We start from the raw sequence: 18,820 nt of genomic DNA on the forward strand, positions 1-18,820 counted from the left end.
CCGCCCGGGATTGCGCGAGGCCGGTTCTCAGCCGCCGGTAATGTTGGACCAGAAGCGGCGGATGAAGCTGTCTTCCTCGACGGCTTCCGTCGTGAACAGCGGTTCCTCGTGAACGGTCAGCCCGGCGCGCATGATCCGCAGCGTTCCGGCCGGCGTGCCCGGCGAAACAGGCGCCGGCAGGGTGCGCGCGCCGACGACGATCTTGGTGTAGCCGCCGGCGCCCTCGCGCGGGCCGAGGAGCCGCACGTCGTTCTTGGTGGCGAGCGCGACCTGCGAGGCGGTCCCGTCCGTCACAGGCGCGTAGCCGACGCTCTCGCCCGAGCGCTGCACGGTCACCTCGGAGAAGCCTTCGAGGCCGAAGGCCATCATGGCGCGGGCTTCCTCGGCGCGCTGGTTCTGCGAGGTCATGCCGCTCATGGCGAAGACGATGCGGCGCTCGGCGTTCTTGGCCGAGGCAACGAGCCCGAAGCCGGCTTCGGAGGTGTGGCCCGTCTTGAGCCCGTCGGCGCCGAGGCCGAGCAGCGGATTGCGCGAGCGCTGGGTGATGCCGTTGAAGGTGAAGGCTTCCTCGGAGAAGAGGTGGTAGTGCACGGGATAGTCGCGGATGATGTGGGCGGCGAGCGTCGTCAGGTCCCGCATCGTCACGACCTGACCCTCGGCGGGAAGCCCGTGCGGGTTGACGAAGTGCGAGCCGGTGAGGCCGATCTCGGCGGCGCGGGCGTTCATCATGCCGGCGAAGGCCTCGACCGAGCCGGCGATGCCCTCCGCCGCGACGATCGTCGCGTCGTTGCCGGACTGGATCACGATGCCCTTGATGAGGTCGCCGAGCGCGACCTGTGAATTCAGCGGCAGGAACATGGTGGAGCCGCCCGAGGCCGCGCCGCCGGTGCGCCAGGCATGCTCGGAGACGGTGTACACGTCGTCGAGCGAGACGGTGCCCTTCTTCAGCTCGTTGAAGATCACCGCGATGGTCATCAGCTTCAGGAGGCTCGCCGGCGGCACGCGAGCGTCGGCGTCCTTCTCGAAGAGAACGATGCCGGTCTCGAAGTCGACCATCATGGCATGGGGGGCCGCGGTCTCGAAGGCGGCAGCCGGCCGCAGGAAGAGCACGAGGAGTGCGAGGCCCGTCAGCCAGGCCCGAGCCGATACCGTTGACGCCGTCCGCATCCTGCCTCCGTCTGCCGCATGGCCCGCGCGCGCGGACGACCCGAGGCTACAAAGCTTGCCGGTGAGATGAAAGCCTTGCGCGTCGTCACATCGTTCGCCGCGCGGCGAACGAGCGAAACGAGCGCGGCTCAAGCCGCGGAGTGGCGAGAGCGCTTGGCGCCGACTTCGCGATGGGCGACGATGCGCTGGATGTCTTCCGCCTTGTAGGGCTTCCAGAGAAGCGGCCAGTCCTTGACGTCCTCGGCGCTGACATAGCCCGTGACGAGTACGATGCGCAGGTTCGGCCAACGGCGGGAAGCGACGGCGGCGAGTTCGGGCCCGGTCATGCGGGGCATCCGGCAGTCGCTGAACAGGAGGCCGATGTCGGAACGGGATTCGAGGATGGCGAGAGCTTCCACCCCGTCGGCGGCCTCGATGACCTCGAACCCCATCTCTTCGAAGATGTCGACGGCGTTGAAGCGGACCAGGGGCTCGTCATCGACGACGAGGATGGTGCATTTGGCGGCGGGCGGGACTTGGCTCAACGGAGTTCGATGCTCCAAGGACGGACCGGCGGCGGTGTTCGCGAGCCTCCGACACGATCATGTCCGAGAAAGGTTTGCGGAACCTTATGTCCGCGCGTCCGCATGGGCCGAAATTGCATGAAGCGTCTCTGCGTCATTCGTACCGACGCGCAAGCGAACCGGGCCGTTCTAGCAATGGCCACCCATCCGCCGGCGCGCACGCCGTCCTGTTTCATACTCGACACGAAACCTCAAGATAGGCGCCGGGTTGGATTGTCAAACCCGGTGGCCGGAGGATTCTTGTCAACCGGCCCAAGACTTGGTGCCGAAACCTGCGATTCGCAACATCCAAGCAAATGATATGTTCGACTTGCAAGTGATCTTTCCATCATTACCCGCTCTTCCCCAGGGGAATGCGCAGGCGCGCCGCGACCTGCGACGCTTTGCCAGAGCGGCGGGGCGGTGAGGGGCGGGTTCAGCCCTCCATCGCGTCGCGCAGCATCTCCAGCTCCAGCCACTCGTCCTCCGCCTTCGCGAGGGCGGTCCGGTTCGCCTCGATCTCCGCGGCGAGCGCGGCGAAGCGCTTGGGATCCTTGGAGAACAGGGCGGGATCGGCCATGGCGGCCTCGGCCTTGGCGATGGCGGCCTCGAGGCGCGCGATCTCCTTGGGCAGGTTCTCCAGCGCGAACTTCTGCTTGTAGGCGAGCTTCGAGGTGGTCTTGCGCTCCGGGGCCGGGGCGCTCGCTGCGTTCTTGTTGCCTCCGCTCGGCCTCGCGGGGGCGGGCGCCTTCGGGCGCGCCGCATCGCTCGCTCCCCGCTTTTGCGCCACCATGTCGGAATAGCCGCCGGCATAATCCAGCCAGCGACCGTCGCCCGTGTCGGCCGGCGAGATCACGCTCGTCACCGTCCGGTCGAGGAAGTCGCGGTCGTGGGACACGAGAAGGACGGTGCCGGGATAGTTCGCGACGAGTTCCTGGAGGAGATCGAGCGTTTCCATGTCGAGATCGTTGGTCGGCTCGTCGAGAACGAGAAGGTTGGCGGGCGTCGCCAGCGTCTTGGCCAGGAGGAGACGCGCCCGCTCGCCGCCCGACAGGTTGCCGACCGGCGTCCTGATCTGCTCGGGCTGGAACAGGAAGTCCTTCAGGTAGCCCGCGACGTGGCGGGCTTCGCCGTTGACGACGACCTGGTCGCCGCGCCCGTCGGTGAGCGCCTCGGCCACCGATACGTCGTCGCGCAGGCTGGCGCGCTTCTGGTCGAGAAAGGCGAGATCGAGATTGGTGCCGAGGCGGACGAACCCGGTGTCCGGCGGCGTTTCGCCGATCAGCATCTTGAGAAGCGTCGTCTTGCCCGCGCCGTTCGGACCGACGAAGCCTATACGGTCGCCGCGCTGGATGCGGGTCGAGAAGTCCCGCACGAGGACGCGCTCCCCATAGGCCTTGGAGATCGTCTCCGCCTCGATCACCAGCTTGCCGCTCTCGCGCGTTTCGCCCGTCGCCATCTGCACCTGACCGACGGCGTGGCGGTGCTCGCGCCGCTCGGCGCGCAGGGAATGGAGGTTGGCGAGGCGGCGCTCGTTGCGCTTGCGCCGGGCGGTGACGCCGTAGCGCAGCCAGTGCTCCTCGCGCACGATCTTGCGGCCGAGCTTCTGGAAGGCGATCTCCTCCTCTTCCAGAACCTTGTCGCGCCATGCCTCGAAGGCGCCGAAGCCTTCCTCCAGGCGCCGGACGCCGCCCCGGTCGAGCCAGACGGTCGCGCGGGTCGTGCGCTCCAGGAAGCGGCGGTCGTGGCTGATGAGCACCATGGCGCTGCGGATCGCGCCGATCTCGCCTTCCAGCCACTCGATGGTCGGCAGGTCGAGGTGGTTGGTCGGCTCGTCGAGGAGGACGACGTCGGGCTCGGGCGCGAGCGTGCGGGCAAGTGCGGCGCGGCGCGCCTCGCCGCCCGACAGGTCGGCGGTGCGGGCGCTCTCGGACAGGCCGAGGGCTTCCAGAAGCATGGTTACGCGGTAGGGATCGTCGGCGGGGCCGAGACCGGCGCTCGCATAGGCGCCGACGGTCTCGTGCGCGCCGAAGTCGGGCTCCTGCGGCAGGTAGCGCACCGTCGTGCCCGGCTTGACGAAGACGTCGCCGCCATCCGGCTCGACGATGCCGGCCGCGATCTTGAGAAGGGTCGACTTGCCGGACCCATTGCGGCCGACGAGCGCGATGCGGTCGCCGGGCAGGACGTTCAGCTCGACGTCGGCGAGGAGCGGCGTGCCGCCGAAGGTGAGGCGCACGCCGTCGAGGCGCAGAAGCGGGGGAGGTGCCATGGCCCGGCTTCTAGCGCGATCGAGCCTCCGCCCGCAACGCGGCCCGGTCAGTCCTCTTCGTCGAGGGCCGGCGCCAGGTTCTTCGGGCGGTAGATCGCGTCGCGCACGACCTTGTTCTCGGCGCTCAGCGTGCGCACCGTTTGGCCGAAGCGGCGCTTCACGCTCGGATGGATCGACTCGTTGATCGTGGCGAGCACCTTCCTGCGCTTGTCCCTGGGCACGTAGACGGCCTCGTTGAAGGCGGCATCGACGTCGTGCTCAAGGATGCGCCGAAAGGTCGGCGTGAAGTAGTCCTTGCTCGAATAGCCCTTGCGGGATTCGTGCTGCGGGGCGAGGGGATCGAGGTCGCCGGTCCTCGGCAGGACGTCGGCATCGAGCTTCAGCCCGGCCTCTCGCGCCTCGTCCGCCATCCAGAGCAGCGGGATGTCGGCGAGCTTCCGGTTCGCGTAGCCGCCGCCGACATCGGAATGAACGCCGGCGAACCAGACCTGCCCGATGTCCGAGCCGTCCGGCGCCGGGTGGGTCCAGAAGGTCGGGATGAACTCGTCGCGGTGCTCGTCGATCGCGAGGGCGTGGCGCGCCCGGCGAACGATCCGCGAGGGCGTGGTGTCATGGAACTCGTAGCCCTCGTTGACGAAGCTGCCGATGAGGGAGGACGGGATGCCGAGCGAGCCGACCGTGTCCCAGACGCCGAGGAAGCTGATCGCCACCTCCCGATGCGCGTCGACCCCGTGCTTGCGCCGAAAGACCTCCGGCTTGCGCGTCGTCGCCTTCTCGTTCCGATAGAAGGCCCAGGCATCGGCGATGCGATCGAGATCCTGCCGCTTGAGGAGACCGCAGGCACCGATCATCCCGCACAGGCTTCGGGCGGTGAAGGCGCCGCGCGAGAAGCCGAAGAGGAAAATCTCGTCCGCCCCTCGGTCGTCCTCGGCCGGCACGTAGTTCTGGGCGAGAAACATGTAGGCGGACAGGATGTTGTCATCGAGACCGTCGCCGGTTGCCCCGTCCAGCAGGCGCCGGATCGCGTTGCCGGTGGAGCCGACGCCGCGCAGATAGAGCGTCAGCTGGGGAACGCCGTCGCCGCCGCTGTTGGCCTGCACCGACCGCGCCAGGATCGAGACGTTGGTCTCGCTCCCGCCGCGGTCGGCGTTGTTCCAGGTGCCGTCGAAGCACACGACGAGCCGCTTCTTCTGCATGGTGCTCCTCCCTCTTCCCTTGGGGAAGGATGGCACCGCCCGCGCGGCTCTGCAATCATCAAGTTCACCTGCGCGGCCGGCCTATTCCGCCGGTTGCAGGCCACCCTTCGCCGGTCCGTGTCCCTCCGCGTCGGCGCCGAGGCGGGCGGCTTCCTCGAGCTCGTGGTCGAGCCGGGCGCGGCTCTCGGCCTGGGGCTTGGAGAAGCGGGCGAGGAAGAGATAGGCGATCGGCGTGATGAACAGCGTCGCGAGCGTCGCCAAGGCGAGGCCGCCGACGATGACGTAACCGAGAGCCTGCCGCGCCTCGGCGCCGGCGCCGGTCGAGAAGATCAGGGGCACGCCGCCGACGATCGTCGCGATCATCGTCATCATCACCGGTCGCAGACGCGTCATGGCCGCGACCTCCACCGCCTCGCGCACCGACAGGCCGCGGTCGCGCTCGGCATTGGCGAACTCGACGACGAGGATGCCGTTCTTGGCGATGATGCCGACGAGGAGGACGAGGCCGATCTGGCTGTAGAGGTTGAGGCTCTGCCCGAAGAACTGCAGGGCGAAGACCGCGCAGGCGAGCCCGAAGGGCACCGTCGCGATGATGATGAGGGCCGAGACGAAGCTCTCGAACTGCGCCGCCAGCACCAGGAGCACGATCACGATGGCGAAGCCGAAGGTCAGCGCCAGGCCGCCGGAGGTTTCGCCAAGCGTCTTCGCCTCGGCGAGCGGGATCAGCCGCATCTCGGGCGGCAGGTGCTCGCTCGCGAAGGCCTGGAGGTCGGTCCAGCCCTGGCCGATCGTGTAGCCCGGCTTCAGCTCGGCGGAGAGCGAGACGGCGCGCGAGCGCTCCTCGCGGGTGAGCGAGGGCGCGATCGGCTCCTCGGTCAGCGTCGCGACGCTCGACATCGGGACGATGCGCCCGTCGCCGGTCTTCAGGAAGAGGTTCGACAGGTCGGCCGGATCGTTGATCGGCTGGCCGGTCGAGACGATCTCGATCGGAACGGCCTGGTCCTCGATAAAGGTCGTCGTGACCTGCGTGCCGTCGAGGAGCGCCTGGACGGCGGTCGCGAGGCCCTCGATGTCGATGCCGAGATCGGAGGCGCGCTCGCGGTCGATCTGGACCGAGAGCTGGGGCTGCGTCGCCTCGAAGTTGAGGTCGACGCGGCCCCAGCGGCCGTCCGTCTCCATCGCCTCGCGCAGCGTCTCGGCGGCGTCGGCGATGGCCGCGTAGCTGGAGCCGAGAACCGCGAACTGGAGGCCGCGCCCGCCGCCGCGGATGCCGAGCGAGTTCGGCTGGATCGCGAAGGCGCGCACGCCCGGGATCTCGGCGACGGCGCGGTTGATCTCGGCGGCGATCGCGCTCTGCGGCCGCTCGCGCTCGGCCCAGTCGGCGAGCGACAGGAAGACGAAGGCGGAGTTGTTGCTGCCGCCCGCGCCGGAGATCGAGTAGACGTTCGCCGCTTCGCCCGACTGGACATAAGGCAGGAGAAGGTCCTCGACCTGCCGGACCTTGGAGGAGGTGTAGTCGAGCGCCGCGCTCTGGGGCGTCGTGACGCGCAGGAAGATCGTGCCGCGATCCTCGGGCGGCGTCAGCTCCTGGGCGAGGTTGTTGTAGGCGACGAAGGCCGAGAAGGCGAACATCGAGGCGAGCCCGAGAACCACGAGCGGGAAGGTGAGCGAGAAGCGCAGCGCCGCGCCGTAGAGGCCCGCGAGCCGCCCGCCCATCCAGATCCAGCCGCGCGCCAGCAGGCTGTGGCGCTCGGCGGCGCTCGGCTTCTCCTTCAGGAGGCGCGAGGCGAGCATCGGGCACAGGGTCAGGGCGACGAAGGAGGACAGGAGGACGGCGATCGCCAGAACGAAGCCGAACTCCGCGAAGAGCGCGCCCGCCTGGCCCGGCAGGAACGAGATCGGGACGAAGACGGCCGCGAGCGTCGCCGTTGTCGCGATCACGGCGAAGAAGACCTCGCGCGTGCCGATCACGGCCGCCGCCTGGGGCTTGGCCCCCATGTCGCGGCGGCGCACGATGTTTTCGAGGACGATGATCGCGTCGTCGACGACGAGGCCGGTCGCCAGCACGAGGGCGAGGAGCGTCAGGATGTTGATCGAGAAGCCGGCGAGATAGATCGCCGCGATCACGGCGATCAGCGAGACCGGCATGGTGACGGCCGGGATCAGCGTCGCCCGAAGATTCAGGAGAAAGGCGTAGATCACCGCGACGACGATCAGGACGGCGAAGATCAGCGTCAGCTCGACCTCGTGGATGGCGCCGTTGATGAAGATGGCGTCGTCGCTGGTGACGCGGATCGAGACGGCGTCGGGCAGGGTGCGGTTCATCTCGTCGACGGCGGCGCGCACGCCTTCCGAGATCGACAGCGTCGAGGAGCCCGCCTGACGCACGATGCCGAGGCCGAAACCCGTCTGGCCGTTGATGCGCACGATCGACGTCGCGTCTTCCGGTCCGAAGCGGACGGTGGCGACGTCGCGAAGGCGGGTGCGGTCGTTGATGGCGATGGCGCCGAAGGCCTCCGGCGTCGTGACGTTGGCGTTGGCCCGCACGACGAGATCCTGCGTCGGCGAGACGAGCGAGCCGGCGGGAACGTCGAGGGCGACGTTGCGCAGCGCCGCCGAGAGGTCGGCGAGGGTGAGGCTCCGCGTCGCCAGGCGATCCGGATCGACGTCGATGAAGATGCGCTCTTCGCGGTCGCCGTTCTCCTGGACGTCCGCCACGCCCTCCACCGCCGAGAGGCGATCGACGATGACGTCCTGGACGAGCGTCGTCAGCTCGTCGGACCGCATGCCCGGCGCGACCACGGCGAGGCGCATGATGGCGTCGGCGTCGGCGTCGGCCTTGACGACGCGCGGCTCGTCGGCGTCCTCCGGCAGCTGGAAGACGACCCGGCCCACCGCGTCGCGCACGTCGCTCGCCGCGACGTTGATGTCGGTCGTGTCGGTGAACTCGATGGTGACCCGGCTCGAGCCGAAGCTCGATCGCGACGAGACGGAGTCGATGCCGGCGACGCGCGCGACCGCGCTTTCGACGGTCGAGGTGATCTGCTGGTCGACGGCTTCGGGCGAGGCGCCGTCGAGGGTGACGGACACGGAGACCACGGGTTGGTCGACGTTGGGCAGCTCGCGCACCTCCACGGCCTGGAAGGCGGCGAGGCCCGCCACGACCAGGAGGAGGTTGAGCACGATCGTCAGGACCGGCCGGCGGATGAAGAGGCTGGTGAGGCTGGTGAGGGCGTCCGGACCGCCCGACGGCTTGCCGCCGCTCATCGGACCGCGTTCTCGCGGGCATTGGCGGGCGAGGCGAAGCCGAGGCTCGCCCGGGCCGGAGACGGCGCGGCCGAGGCCGGAGCCGGAGGCGTTGCGGCTTCCGGCGCCGCCTCGCCGGCGGTGGCGCCGTCGGCCACCGCCGGGCCGGCGGGCGCGCCGGTCGTGCCGTCGATGCGCACGGGCAACCCCTCGCGAATGGACTGGACGCCCTCCACGGCGACGACGTCGCCCGGCCGCAACGCGTCGCTCGCCGCCAGCACGCGGTCGATGTCGCGCTGGACGATGCGCAACGCCGCCTTTTCCGGCCGGTCGCCGACGATCTTCCAGGCATAGGCGCCGGCGCGCTCCCACTGGATCGCCATGGGGTCGAGCGCGAGGTAGCGGTCGCCCTCGAAGTCGATGCCGAGCGCGAAGGACATGCCCGGGCGCAGCCGATCGTCCTCGTTGGCGATGGTGCCCTCGACGCGCAGCGTGCGCGAGGCCTCGTCGAGGCGGCTGTCGATGGCGGTGACGCGGCCCTCGAAGGTTTCGCCCGGCCGGGCGGTGCTCGTCGCCTCGAACGTTTGCCCGATCGCGACCTGGGGCACGTAGGATTCAGGCACGAAGAAGACGACGCGCAGGTTCGCGCGGTCGTCCACGGTGGCGATCAGCGTCTGACTGCCGACGAGATCGCCGACGTCGATGTCGGCGAGCCCGACCCGGCCGTCGATGGGGGCCGTGATGCGGCGGTCGTCGAGCGCGATCTCGGCGGAGCGCAGGTCGAGGCGCGCATTGTCGAGGGTACGGCGGTAATCTTCGAGCTGAACGGTGGAGATCGAGTTGGACAAGCGCTCGGCTCGGGCGAGCTGGTCCTCCGCGGCCTTGAGCGCAATGCGCGCCCGGTCGAGCGCGAGGCGTTCCGCGTCGTCCTTGAGGGTGATGAGCACGCTGCCGGCCGCCACTTCGTCGCCGGACTTGAAGCCGACCGCGGACACGATGCCGGTGGCATCGGGATAAACGGGAACGGAGCGCGCGGCCTCCGCCGTGCCGATGGCCTTCAACGTCGACTGCGCCACCGCCTCCGCGACGTCGCCGATGACGATCAGCGGCGGCCCGCCGGCACCGCCACGACCACCGCCGGGCGCGCCGCCGCGGTTGCCGGCGGCCGCCGGCCTGGCGGCTGCCGGGTCGCTGGCGGGATTGAGCCAGAGGACGGCCTGGCGCACCTCGTTGGGGAGCGCAGCGCCGGACTGCAGGATGGCGCGCCCGGGCGCCGGATCGAAGGTGATCCAGAGCGCTGCGGCGCCGCCAAGAAGTGCGATCGTGACGAGGAGCTGCTTGATGAAGGCCATGACCATCCGTGCTGCAACCGCCCGTCGGCACGATCGCCGCAGGCGTCTCGAGGCGCCTGCACCATAGCCGAGAAGCCCTGATCGACGCGTTGAGTTTCGTTACGATTTGTAATGGCCCCTGCGTCGATTCGAGGGCCGAGATACGACGAAGGGGCCCGCCTCGCGGCGGACCCCCTGGATTTCGGTGGCCGGGCGGGCGCCCGGTCGAGCCGCGATCCGTCAGTTCGTCGTGGTGGACGCGCCGCCCGCGGCCGGAGCCGTGCCACCCGCGGCCGGAGCCGTTTCGCCCTGGAGGCGCATGGTGTCGCGGTTCTCGGCATAGGACGACTGGTCGTAGGCCGGCGCGTTCTCGAGCTGGTCCTGCGAGAACTGGGTGTAGATGTAGAGCGAGTCACCCTGGTCGCGCATCAGCTGGACGTTGTCGAGGCCGACGGCCACCGGCTTGGCGCCGATGCCGAGGAAGCCGCCGACATCCACGATCACCGCGTCGACGCGGCCATCGGCGGTCATCGCGACGTCACCGACCTTGCCGAGGCTCTGGTCGTTCGGGCCGTAGACCGTCGTACCCATCAGCTCGTCGGCCGTCAGCTGGGCGCTGCTGTCGACGGGCATCATGTTCTCGCGCGAGGAGCCGCCGGTCGACGCCGTCGTGCTGTTGTCGGTGCCGGTGGTGGCCATGCCCGACTGATTCTGAGCGGTCTCGGTCGCGCCGGTCACGGCGTTGCCGGCCGACGTCGCCGCGCCTTCCATCGCCGAGCCGGCATTGGAGGCCATGTTCGAAGCCGTGTCCGCCGCGCCGCCGACGGCGGCACCCGTCGCCGCGCCGGCTGCCGCGCCCGTGGCGGCCATGTCGTTGGCCATGCCGCCGGTGCCCGACGAGGTGTTGGCTGCGACGTTCTGCTCGCGACCCTCGAAGGTCGGCGCCTGCTCGAGCTGCTCCTTACTCGCGGCGAGAACGAAGACCGGGTCGCCACCGTCCTGCGGGGTGACCTGGAACTCGCCGAAGGGCACGGCGACGTTCTTCTGGCCGATGCCGAGGAATCCGCCGACGCCGACCACCGCCGCATCCACCATGCCGTTGTCGGATACGACGAGGTCGCTCACCTCGCCGATGGTCTCGGCGTCGTCACCTGCACCGCTGCGGATATCCTGGCCGACGAGATCGGCCGTGAGATACTGGTCGGGACCCTGCATCATGGTCTCGCCGGCAGGCGCCGCGGCACCGCTGTTGGCGGCCATGTCGCTGCTACCGGCCGCGGGGGCCATCGTGCCGCCCGCCGCGGGAGCCGCGCCGGTCGCGGCCGTGTCGCCGGCCGCGGGGGCCATCGCCGTGCCGCCGGCGCCCGTCGCGGTGCCCGAACCCGCCGCCATGGACGGATCGGTCGTCGCGGCGGCCTGGCGCTCCATGAAGATCGGCGCCGAATTCAGCGCGTCGGCGTTGGTCATCGTGGCGCGGGGCTCGTTGTTCTCGCCCATGGACCACTGGATCTGATCGAACGGCACGGCGACCGTGCGGCTTTCGTCGTTGATCGTCGCCTCGACGATGGCGGCGGCGATCTTGCCGTCCTTCTCGACGAGGTAATTCTGGATCTCACCGAGCGACTGGGCGTCCGGCTGGTTGCCGGCGTAGATCTCCGCGTCGTCCATCTCGGAAACGAGGTGCTGCTGCAGCGACAGGCTCTGGAGGTAGCTGCCGGAGTTTGCGGCGGCGCCGACATCGGCGGAGGCGCCCATGGCGCCCGCGGGAGCCGCGGCGTCGGCCGAAGGAGCTGCCGGTTCCGGAGCCGTGGTCTCCTGGGCAAAGGCGCCCGTCGCGAACAGGCCGGCCATGGCCGTCGTTGCAAGAAGCTTGCGGATCATCGGTAGTTTCCTCTTTTGGCGTTCAGCGCGAACAAGCGCATCTCGTCCCGCATCGATCGGGACGAGCGGCCGGGCGCCTTCTGCCTCAATAATCGATCCTCCTGCAGATAGGTTCCGTACTCCGGCGTTGTTTTGCCGATGACGCGCTGCAACAGACGGGCGGCTTGAGAAAACTTGATGATCGGGGGCAGGATCTCGCCGATTGTTGATCGGCAGCTCGATCCTAGCGACATCAACTGTTCATGTCGCGTTTGGTTGCGCGGCTCGGATCGGCGGGCGCTATCAGAGGCTGATGACGAGGACGCCGAGAAGGAGCGCGAGAAGGAAGCCGATCAGCACGATGAAGATCAGGATCTTCGCGATGCCCGTGGCAAAGCCCGCCGTTCCCTGCATGCCGAGAAGGCTGGCAATGGCCGCAACCACCAGAAGTATGACGATCCACTCGATCATGTCACCGATCTCCGCCGGCCCTGGAACAAGGATGGGAAAGGGGGCCGCGGCGTCGAGGGTAGGGTGCGGTTCCGCCTGCGACAGGTGAAGGCCAAAATTTCTTGGCCTCCTCGGCTGACGCCCTGTGGATGGCGGGGGCGCGCCATATATGCGGCCGCGCCGGTCGCCCGCCCGCGAGGCGCCGCAAAGGAGGCGAAAGCGCGCTCGATGAAGGTTGCCGCGTTCATGAACAAGCAGGGTGGCACCCTGCGCACCGCCGATCACGACGCGCTTCGCGCGGTTCTGGAAAGCGAGTTCCACCTCCACGGCCACGAGATCGAAGTCCAGTTCCTGACGGCAGAGGAGCTCGGGGATGCGCTGCGCCGCGCCGCTGAGCGGAGCGACCTCGACGTGGTGCTGGTCGGGGGCGGCGACGGCAGCGTGTCGTCGGCCGCCGCCACGCTCTACGGTACGAAGGTCGCCCTCGGAATCCTGCCCGCCGGCACGATGAACCTCTTCGCCCGCACGCTTCAGGTGCCGCTGGCGCTCGAGGAAGCTGCGGCCGCCCTCGCATCGGGCCGGATCATCGACGTCGACATCGCCACCGTGAACGGCCGGCCCTTCGTCCACCAGTTCGCTGTCGGCCTTCATGCCCGCATGGTGCGCATGCGCCGGCGCATGAGCTACGGCTCGCGGATCGGCAAGATCCTCGCCTCCTTCCGCTCGGCCCTGATGGCGCTGCAGAGCGCGCCCAAGATCGAGATGGAAATCACCGTCGACGGCCAGCCGCGGCGCATCCGCACGCCAGCCGTCGCGGTCTCCAACAACATGTACGGCGACGGGCACATGCCCTATGCCGACGATCCGAAGGGCGGCACGCTCGGCGTCTATATCTGCCAGACGGACGATCGGAGGGCGCTGATGAAGCTCGCGGCCGACATCGTCCTGGGCACCTGGCGCACCAATCCGGCTCTCGAAGTCCTTCAGGCGCAGGAAATCGTCATCCGCTACGGCGGCAGCAAGCGGCACGGTCGGGCGGTGCGGGACGGCGAACTCGAGGATCTGCCGCCGGAGTCGGCGATCCGCATCGAGCCGGGCCGGTTGAAGGTGCTGGCCCCGCACGACGCCAGCTACCTCACGTCCGGCGGCTGACGACCCGCCGTCTCAGCCATCGATGGAACCTCGGGCGGGCAATCTGACGGTGCTTCGGCGTCGGCACGCCGCGTCACTCGCCGGCCCCCGCCGGTCGGTTTCGACGGAAGCTCTCAGGCTTCGCGATCCGGGAGTGTCGCGGGCTCGTCTTCGCGGCCTTCCTCGTCGCGATAGCTGTGCCCGCCCTCGGCCAGCATGCCGAAGGCTTCGGCGATCTGGAGTTCGAGCGGGGACACCTCGCCGTCGCCGTCGAGATCCGCGTTGGGACCGAGCACGGCCACGCCGTAGTTGTCGGCGAGTTCCTGGAGCCGTTGCTGCTTCTCGGCGATCGGCATGGTCGTGTCGTTGAGGATCTCGGTGACCTCGGCTTCCAGGTCGGTATTCCCGCTGCTGGCCTCGGTGAGGGAGCCGGAGGATGCTGTTCCATCGCCGCCGGGGCGGCTCGTCACGTTTGCGGCCATGGATGTCCCTCCGTTCTCGACTGCAATCGGTTCCGCGAACCGGAAAAGCCGGCGCGGGCGGATCCGAAACTCCGCACGCACCGGCTCGTATGAAAGGCCGTTCGGCGCATGACGCGCCGGCGGCGGAGCGAACCGAAAACCCGGTCGCGTCAGTTCGACGTGCCCTGCGAGGTGCTGCTCGGCGGCATCGCGTTTCCGTCCTGGGCCGGCGTGACGACCGAGCTGGAATTGCCGGCGCTGCTGGTGTTCGCCTGTTCCGTTGAGATGCCGGCCGCCGAGCCGCCGACCGTGGCAGAGTCCGGCGAGGTCGAGGTCATGAAGCCGCCGACCAGGAAGTAAAGGATCACGATCGCCGCCAGGGAGGCGACGAGGATCAGGAGAACGGGCTTGCCCTGGCTGCCCTGGCGGGCCTTGGTCGCGTTCTCGGTGACTGGGGGAGTTGCCATCGTGCTTGGCTCCTGTATGCGCCGGGCGGATACGCGGCGAGCGAAACTGGATTGTCAGGAGATCAAGGCGCCGGGAGCCGAAACGTTCCGCCCCGATGTCGAGGCGCTGCCCGCATCGGCGCGCAAGACTGCAGGACGCCGCGCGGGCGACGTCCTGCAGGATCGTTCAGGTTAGTCGCGCCGGCGACGCGTGGCGGTGATGAGGCGCCACACCGCGAACAAGAACCCTCCCGCAACCGGTACGAGCAGCAGGCTCTTGCGGCGGCGGACGGAGGAGAACAGCAGCGGGGCGTTCGACAGGGCGGCAACGCTGGCGATCGAGGCGATATCGCGCTGCAGCCTGTCGTCGGCGCGATTGGCCGGGGGACGGCCGGCCGCCGAGATCATCACGTAGACCGCGATAACCAGCACCAGGAAGAAGAGGGCGAAGCCGAGCGAGGTGCCGAAGGCCCCGAAATGGCTGGCCAGCCAGACGAACAGCGCGTTCATCAGGAAGCCCAGCATGAACAGGGCGCAGACGGCCATCAGCGCGTAGAGGACGGCGAGGCGCTTCATCTTCTCGACGAAGATGCCGGCCTCGCCGGTGATGAGCTTCGTGATGAGCTGCGTCAGCATCGGCGGGCGCGCCGGTCAGCGGTCAGCGGAACAGGCGGGCGTAGACGTAGCCGACCGCGGCCGCGATCAGCACGCTCTTGATCGGTTCGGCGCGAACGCGCTCGGCGACCTGGTCCTCGAACTCGGACGCGGCTTCCTGGGCCTGGCGCACGTAGCGCTCGCCGCGGTCGCGCACGTCGTCGCGAAGCGCGAAAGCCTGGCGCTTGGCGCCCTCGGCCTGATGCGAAGCAAGGCTCTTCATCGCCTCGGCGACGCCCTGCAGGTCTTCGCGCAGGCGCGCGACCTGAGCTTCGAGGGTCTCGCGGTCCTCACGGCCCGAAGCGCCGGCCGCGGCGGCACGCTTGTCGAGGTTCTCGGTGGCGGAAGTGTCGGACATTCGGAGGATCCCTGAGGGTACTGACGGTGGGCGACCCACTCGCATCCTCCGCAACCGGGAGGCGGGGAGGGGAGCATGGCCGGCGATAAACGAGGACTTGGGGCGGGCCGGGGCGTTATCCAGCCCCGACCAGACTTTCCCGCACCGTTCAGGCCGCCGGAGCGACGCCGATGATCTGCGACGAGATGGAGTCCGGGCCGAACTCCCCGTCGCCCTCGATCTTCAGGATCTCGGCGATGCGGGTGCGAGCGCGCGACACGCGACTCTTGATGGTTCCGACCGCACATTTGCAGATGTCGGCGGCTTCCTCGTAGGAGAAGCCGGACGCGCCGATGAGGATCAGCGCTTCGCGCTGGTCGTCGGGCAGCATCTCGAGAGCCTTGCGGAAGTCCTGCAGATCGAGGTGTCCCTGCTGCTCCGGATGGCCGGCGAGCTGCATGGCGTGAACGCCGTCGACGTCCTGGACCTCGCGGCCCTTCTTGCGCATCTGCGTGTAGAACTCGTTGCGCAGGATGGTGAAGAGCCACGCCTTCAGGTTGGTGCCGGGCTGGAAGGTGTGCTGCTTGTCCCAGGCCTTGACCAGCGTTTCCTGGACGAGGTCGTCCGCGCGGTCGAATGAGCCCGAGAGCGACGCCGCGAAGGCGCGCAGGTTGGGGATGATGGCGATGAGTTCTCGGCGGAAGTCGGTTTCCTGAGCCATGGGCTGGGCTCCTTCACTCGTCGCCGGACTTCTTCGACCCCGATTCGGCCGCATCGAGCGCGTCGAGCAGCATGAGGAACCGGTCCGGGACGGGTTCGCTCGCGACGTCGTCGTAATAGGCCTTCAGTCGCTTGCCGATGGCCGTGTTGTGACCCAGGCCGAGCCACGGGTCGACCGGTCGGTCTGCGTTGGGCGTTTGCACGGCGTCATCCTTATCGTCGCGTTCTTCCATTGACCTTCGGCATGTCCCTCAACGACGGCGGGATTCGACGCGCTCCGCCGCCGTGGTCCGACGAAGCGCGAGCCGTGAAAGATGTGTCGCGGACAAAAATTCGCAAGCCCCTTTCCGCGACCCGCCGGACGTCATATTCCCAGGGGTGAAAGGACCGCCGGGGCGGCCGCTTGCCAGAGGGAACTCGCGGCGGACCCGATGGTTCCATTATGGGGAACCTTTTCGCGAGACATGCCGTTTCGCGTCAGGTCCGACCTTCAGCCGATCGATCCGATGCGAGGGGAATGTTCATGTCAATGTCGTCGCGCATAGCGCCGCACATACCTTATCTCCGGCGTTACGCGCGTGCCCTCAGCGGTTCGCAGGCCAGCGGCGATGCCTATGTGGCCGCCGTTCTGGAGGCGCTCATCGCCGAGCCCTCCTTGTTCAGCACGGACGAGCCGCCGCGCATCTCGCTCTACAAGCTGTTCTCGTCGCTGTGGCAGTCGGTGGACGTCAACATCCACGAGGATGCGCCGGCCTCGGCTTGGGAGGAGCGGGCGACAAAGAACCTGCGCGCCATCTCGCCGCTGCCGCGTCAGGCGTTCCTTCTGGTGGCCGTCGAAGGCTTCACCACCTCCGAGGCCGCCACGATCCTCGGCGTCGACGAGGCAGGCTTCTCCGCCCTCATCGATCAGGCGAGCTCCGACATCGGGCGCCAGGTCTCGACCAACATCATGATCATCGAGGACGAGCCTCTGATCGCGATGGACATCGAGCAGATGGTGGAAACGCTCGGCCATTCGGTGACCGGCATCGCCCGCACCCACAAGGAGGCGATCGCCCTCTTCGAGAAGCAGCGCCCTGGCATGGTGCTGGCCGACATTCAGCTCGCCGACGGATCCTCGGGCATCGACGCGGTGAACGACATCCTTCAGAAGGTTGCCGTTCCCGTGATCTTCATCACCGCCTTCCCCGAGCGCCTGCTGACGGGCGAGCGGCCGGAGCCGACCTTCCTTGTCACCAAGCCGTTCAATCCGGACATGGTGAAGGCGCTGATCAGCCAGGCGCTGTTCTTCGACGCAGGGCGCCGGGAAGCGGCCTGACGGGCGGCGCGGAGTCCCGTGAGCTCGCGCCCGGTTCGGGTGCGAGCCGGCTCCGTGGAACCTGAGCCGTTGCGCTCCGTTGCTGTCGGCGCACTTGTCCGGCGCCGCCAGACCCCGCGGGTGAGTCTCGACGCGTAAACGGAAGGCCGAAGAATGATGCGGACGGAGCGAGTCTCACGAAGCCTTCGACGGGCTCTCGCAACGCTCGCCCCGTCCCGGTGCTGAGTTCCCGCCGATGATTCCCGCCAAGGCCCTGAGAGCGATCGAGAGCACGGACATCGTGGTCTTCGCGCAGAATCTCGACCTCGACTACACTTGGTTCTTCAACCATCAGAACTCGTGGCTGCACGAGGCGGCTGTCGGCGCCAACGATCGCGACCTTCTCGTAGGTGCCTCGGGCGAACGGGCGATCGCCGCCAAGCGCGAGGTGCTTCGCTCGCGCAAGCCGGCGCGTCTCGAAGTGTCGGTGGCTCAGGGCGCCTCGACGCGCTGGTACGACCTTCGCGTCGAAGCCGACATCGACGAGGCCGGGGCCGTGGTCGGCCTCATCGGCTCGCTTCTCGACATCACCGAGCAGAAGCGGCGCGAAGATACGCTGAAGACGCTCCTGCGCGAGCTGTCGCACCGCTCCAAAAACCTTCTTGCCATCATCCAGAGCCTGGCCAGCCAGACGGCGCGTCATTCGCTGACGGTGCCCGAATTCCTGGTGCGTTTCCGGGGACGCATCCAGTCCCTGTCCTCCTCGCAGGACATCGTCACCGATACGGACTGGCGCGGCGCCGATCTGATGAGCCTCATCACCATGCAGGTCGAGCGCTACGCGCCGGACGGCATGGAGCAGATCAAGGTCTCGGGCGTCGACGTCTACCTGTCGCCGACCGCCTCGCTCCACGTCGGGCTCGCCCTTCACGAACTCGCCGTCAACGCCGCCTCCTACGGCTCCCTGTCGGTTCCGGGCGGCACGGTGGCGATCAGCTCGCAGTTCGAGCAGCATGACGACGAGACGTTCCTGCGCCTCGTCTGGACCGAGGCCAACGGCCCGCGCGTGAAAGCCGAGCACGATCCGCGCTTCGGCACCTCGACCCTCGAGCGCATCGTGCCCAACGCCGTCGGCGGCGAGGCCTTTCTCGAATATCAGCCGGCCGGGATCGCCTACACGCTGATGATCCCCGAAGCGCAGTTCGAGATCATCGAAGCGCCGGCGCGCTTCGCCGCCGAGGCCTGAGGCCCGCTTCGTTCCGCGATGTTTCGGATCAGACGGCGAGCGAGCGACGCTCGCCCCCTCGTGCTGCGCTCCTTCATTCAAGCCATCGTGAAGCCTTCCCTAGCGGGAGAATGGAACGATCCTCTTGCCGACGAGTTTTTCAGGCAAAGGAGAACTCGCCGTGGAACACGTTGCTGCTTTCATGTTGCTTGTGGGCTGCAGTGGGGATGTGTCGGCCTGCCAGGAAGTTCCTGTGCCGATGCCTGCCTACGAGGATGTTTCCGAATGCCAGGCTGACCTGCCCATTCAGATGCGCCTCTCCGGTGCCACGGATCGCAAGCTGTTCGGGGCCTGCAAGGAAGTCGATGCGGACGTGTTCGAGCAGTCGGCGAGCGTCGATTGGCGCATCAGCCGCGACGGTCAGCTCCTGATCACCTTCGATGCCGCGCCGCAGGTGGTGGCTTCGCGCTGAGCGCGTTGTGCCGTCT

19 protein-coding genes are annotated in these 18,820 nt (G+C 68.4%); 4 read left to right on the plus strand and 15 right to left on the minus strand.

All coding sequences use genetic code 11. The features are described from left to right. Positions 1-27: 27 nt before the first annotated feature. The 9 genes from FZN60_RS01710 to FZN60_RS01750 form a co-directional block, all read right to left on the minus strand. Positions 28-1,167, minus strand: a complete 1,140-nt coding sequence (locus FZN60_RS01710) for a D-alanyl-D-alanine carboxypeptidase family protein (RefSeq protein ID WP_158870383.1) — start codon at positions 1,165-1,167, stop codon at positions 28-30. A gap of 128 nt (positions 1,168-1,295) precedes the next feature. Further along, a complete protein-coding gene (locus FZN60_RS01715) occupies positions 1,296-1,691 on the minus strand; it encodes a response regulator (protein ID WP_158870385.1) in 396 nt (131 codons plus the stop codon). Positions 1,692-2,145: 454 nt separating this feature from the next. Then, complete coding sequence (locus FZN60_RS01720; RefSeq protein WP_158870387.1) at positions 2,146-3,978, minus strand: ABC-F family ATP-binding cassette domain-containing protein; 1,833 nt, start codon at positions 3,976-3,978, stop codon at positions 2,146-2,148. Between the two features lie 47 nt (positions 3,979-4,025). Continuing rightward, on the minus strand, positions 4,026-5,174 hold the full coding sequence (locus tag FZN60_RS01725) for a T6SS phospholipase effector Tle1-like catalytic domain-containing protein (protein ID WP_158870389.1): 1,149 nt from the start codon (positions 5,172-5,174) through the stop codon (positions 4,026-4,028). 81 nt (positions 5,175-5,255) lie between these two features. Continuing rightward, complete coding sequence (locus FZN60_RS01730; protein ID WP_158870391.1) at positions 5,256-8,441, minus strand: efflux RND transporter permease subunit; 3,186 nt, start codon at positions 8,439-8,441, stop codon at positions 5,256-5,258. Then, a complete protein-coding gene (locus FZN60_RS01735; protein WP_158870393.1) occupies positions 8,438-9,772 on the minus strand; it encodes an efflux RND transporter periplasmic adaptor subunit in 1,335 nt (444 codons plus the stop codon). The genes FZN60_RS01730 and FZN60_RS01735 overlap by 4 nt, the downstream gene beginning before the upstream one ends. Positions 9,773-9,991: 219 nt before the next feature. Continuing rightward, positions 9,992-11,632: a PRC-barrel domain-containing protein gene (locus FZN60_RS01740; RefSeq protein ID WP_158870395.1), complete on the minus strand. Its 1,641-nt coding sequence runs from the start codon at positions 11,630-11,632 to the stop codon at positions 9,992-9,994. Further along, entirely contained in the window at positions 11,629-11,865 is a 237-nt protein-coding gene (locus FZN60_RS01745; protein ID WP_158870397.1) for a hypothetical protein, read from the minus strand. Before FZN60_RS01745 ends, FZN60_RS01740 begins: the two co-directional genes overlap by 4 nt. Before the next feature lie 49 nt (positions 11,866-11,914). Then, a complete protein-coding gene (locus FZN60_RS01750) occupies positions 11,915-12,082 on the minus strand; it encodes a DUF1328 family protein (protein ID WP_158870399.1) in 168 nt (55 codons plus the stop codon). Between the two features lie 225 nt (positions 12,083-12,307). On the opposite strand from FZN60_RS01750, the gene FZN60_RS01755 reads away from it, so the two are divergent. After that, positions 12,308-13,213, plus strand: coding sequence for a diacylglycerol/lipid kinase family protein (locus FZN60_RS01755; protein ID WP_246726523.1), 906 nt, complete (start codon positions 12,308-12,310; stop codon positions 13,211-13,213). Between the two features lie 113 nt (positions 13,214-13,326). Here FZN60_RS01755 and FZN60_RS01760 read toward each other — a convergent pair whose 3' ends face one another. From FZN60_RS01760 to FZN60_RS01785, 6 genes are all read right to left on the minus strand, one after another. Then, positions 13,327-13,674 carry an ANIS5 family metal-binding protein gene (locus FZN60_RS01760; RefSeq protein ID WP_158870403.1) on the minus strand — a complete coding sequence of 116 codons (348 nt, stop codon included), beginning with the start codon at positions 13,672-13,674 and terminating at the stop codon, positions 13,327-13,329. Positions 13,675-13,823: 149 nt separating this feature from the next. Further along, positions 13,824-14,120 carry a hypothetical protein gene (locus FZN60_RS01765; RefSeq protein ID WP_158870406.1) on the minus strand — a complete coding sequence of 99 codons (297 nt, stop codon included), beginning with the start codon at positions 14,118-14,120 and terminating at the stop codon, positions 13,824-13,826. Between the two features lie 171 nt (positions 14,121-14,291). Continuing rightward, on the minus strand, positions 14,292-14,735 hold the full coding sequence (locus FZN60_RS01770; protein WP_158870407.1) for a hypothetical protein: 444 nt from the start codon (positions 14,733-14,735) through the stop codon (positions 14,292-14,294). Between the two features lie 22 nt (positions 14,736-14,757). Beyond that, entirely contained in the window at positions 14,758-15,111 is a 354-nt protein-coding gene (locus FZN60_RS01775) for an ElaB/YgaM/YqjD family protein (protein WP_158870409.1), read from the minus strand. 148 nt (positions 15,112-15,259) lie between these two features. After that, positions 15,260-15,811: a sigma-70 family RNA polymerase sigma factor gene (locus FZN60_RS01780; protein WP_158870411.1), complete on the minus strand. Its 552-nt coding sequence runs from the start codon at positions 15,809-15,811 to the stop codon at positions 15,260-15,262. 13 nt (positions 15,812-15,824) lie between these two features. Continuing rightward, positions 15,825-16,043 (minus strand): NepR family anti-sigma factor, encoded by a 219-nt coding sequence (locus tag FZN60_RS01785; protein ID WP_158870413.1) that lies wholly within the window; start codon positions 16,041-16,043, stop codon positions 15,825-15,827. Positions 16,044-16,333: 290 nt separating this feature from the next. Between FZN60_RS01785 and FZN60_RS01790 the strand changes: the two genes are divergently transcribed. The 3 genes from FZN60_RS01790 to FZN60_RS01800 all read left to right on the plus strand — a co-directional run bounded on the left by FZN60_RS01790 (position 16,334) and on the right by FZN60_RS01800 (position 18,804). Further along, the gene (locus tag FZN60_RS01790) at positions 16,334-17,128 is read left to right on the plus strand and encodes a response regulator (RefSeq protein WP_158870415.1); all 795 of its coding nucleotides are present in this window, start codon (positions 16,334-16,336) and stop codon (positions 17,126-17,128) included. Between the two features lie 235 nt (positions 17,129-17,363). Beyond that, positions 17,364-18,353, plus strand: coding sequence for a PAS domain-containing HWE histidine kinase family protein (locus FZN60_RS01795; RefSeq protein WP_158870417.1), 990 nt, complete (start codon positions 17,364-17,366; stop codon positions 18,351-18,353). Positions 18,354-18,513: 160 nt separating this feature from the next. Then, entirely contained in the window at positions 18,514-18,804 is a 291-nt protein-coding gene (locus FZN60_RS01800) for a hypothetical protein (protein ID WP_158870419.1), read from the plus strand. The last annotated feature ends 16 nt before the right edge of the window (positions 18,805-18,820 follow it).

Source organism: Antarcticirhabdus aurantiaca, from assembly GCF_009765365.1.
GTDB lineage: Bacteria > Pseudomonadota > Alphaproteobacteria > Rhizobiales > Rhizobiaceae > Antarcticirhabdus > Antarcticirhabdus aurantiaca.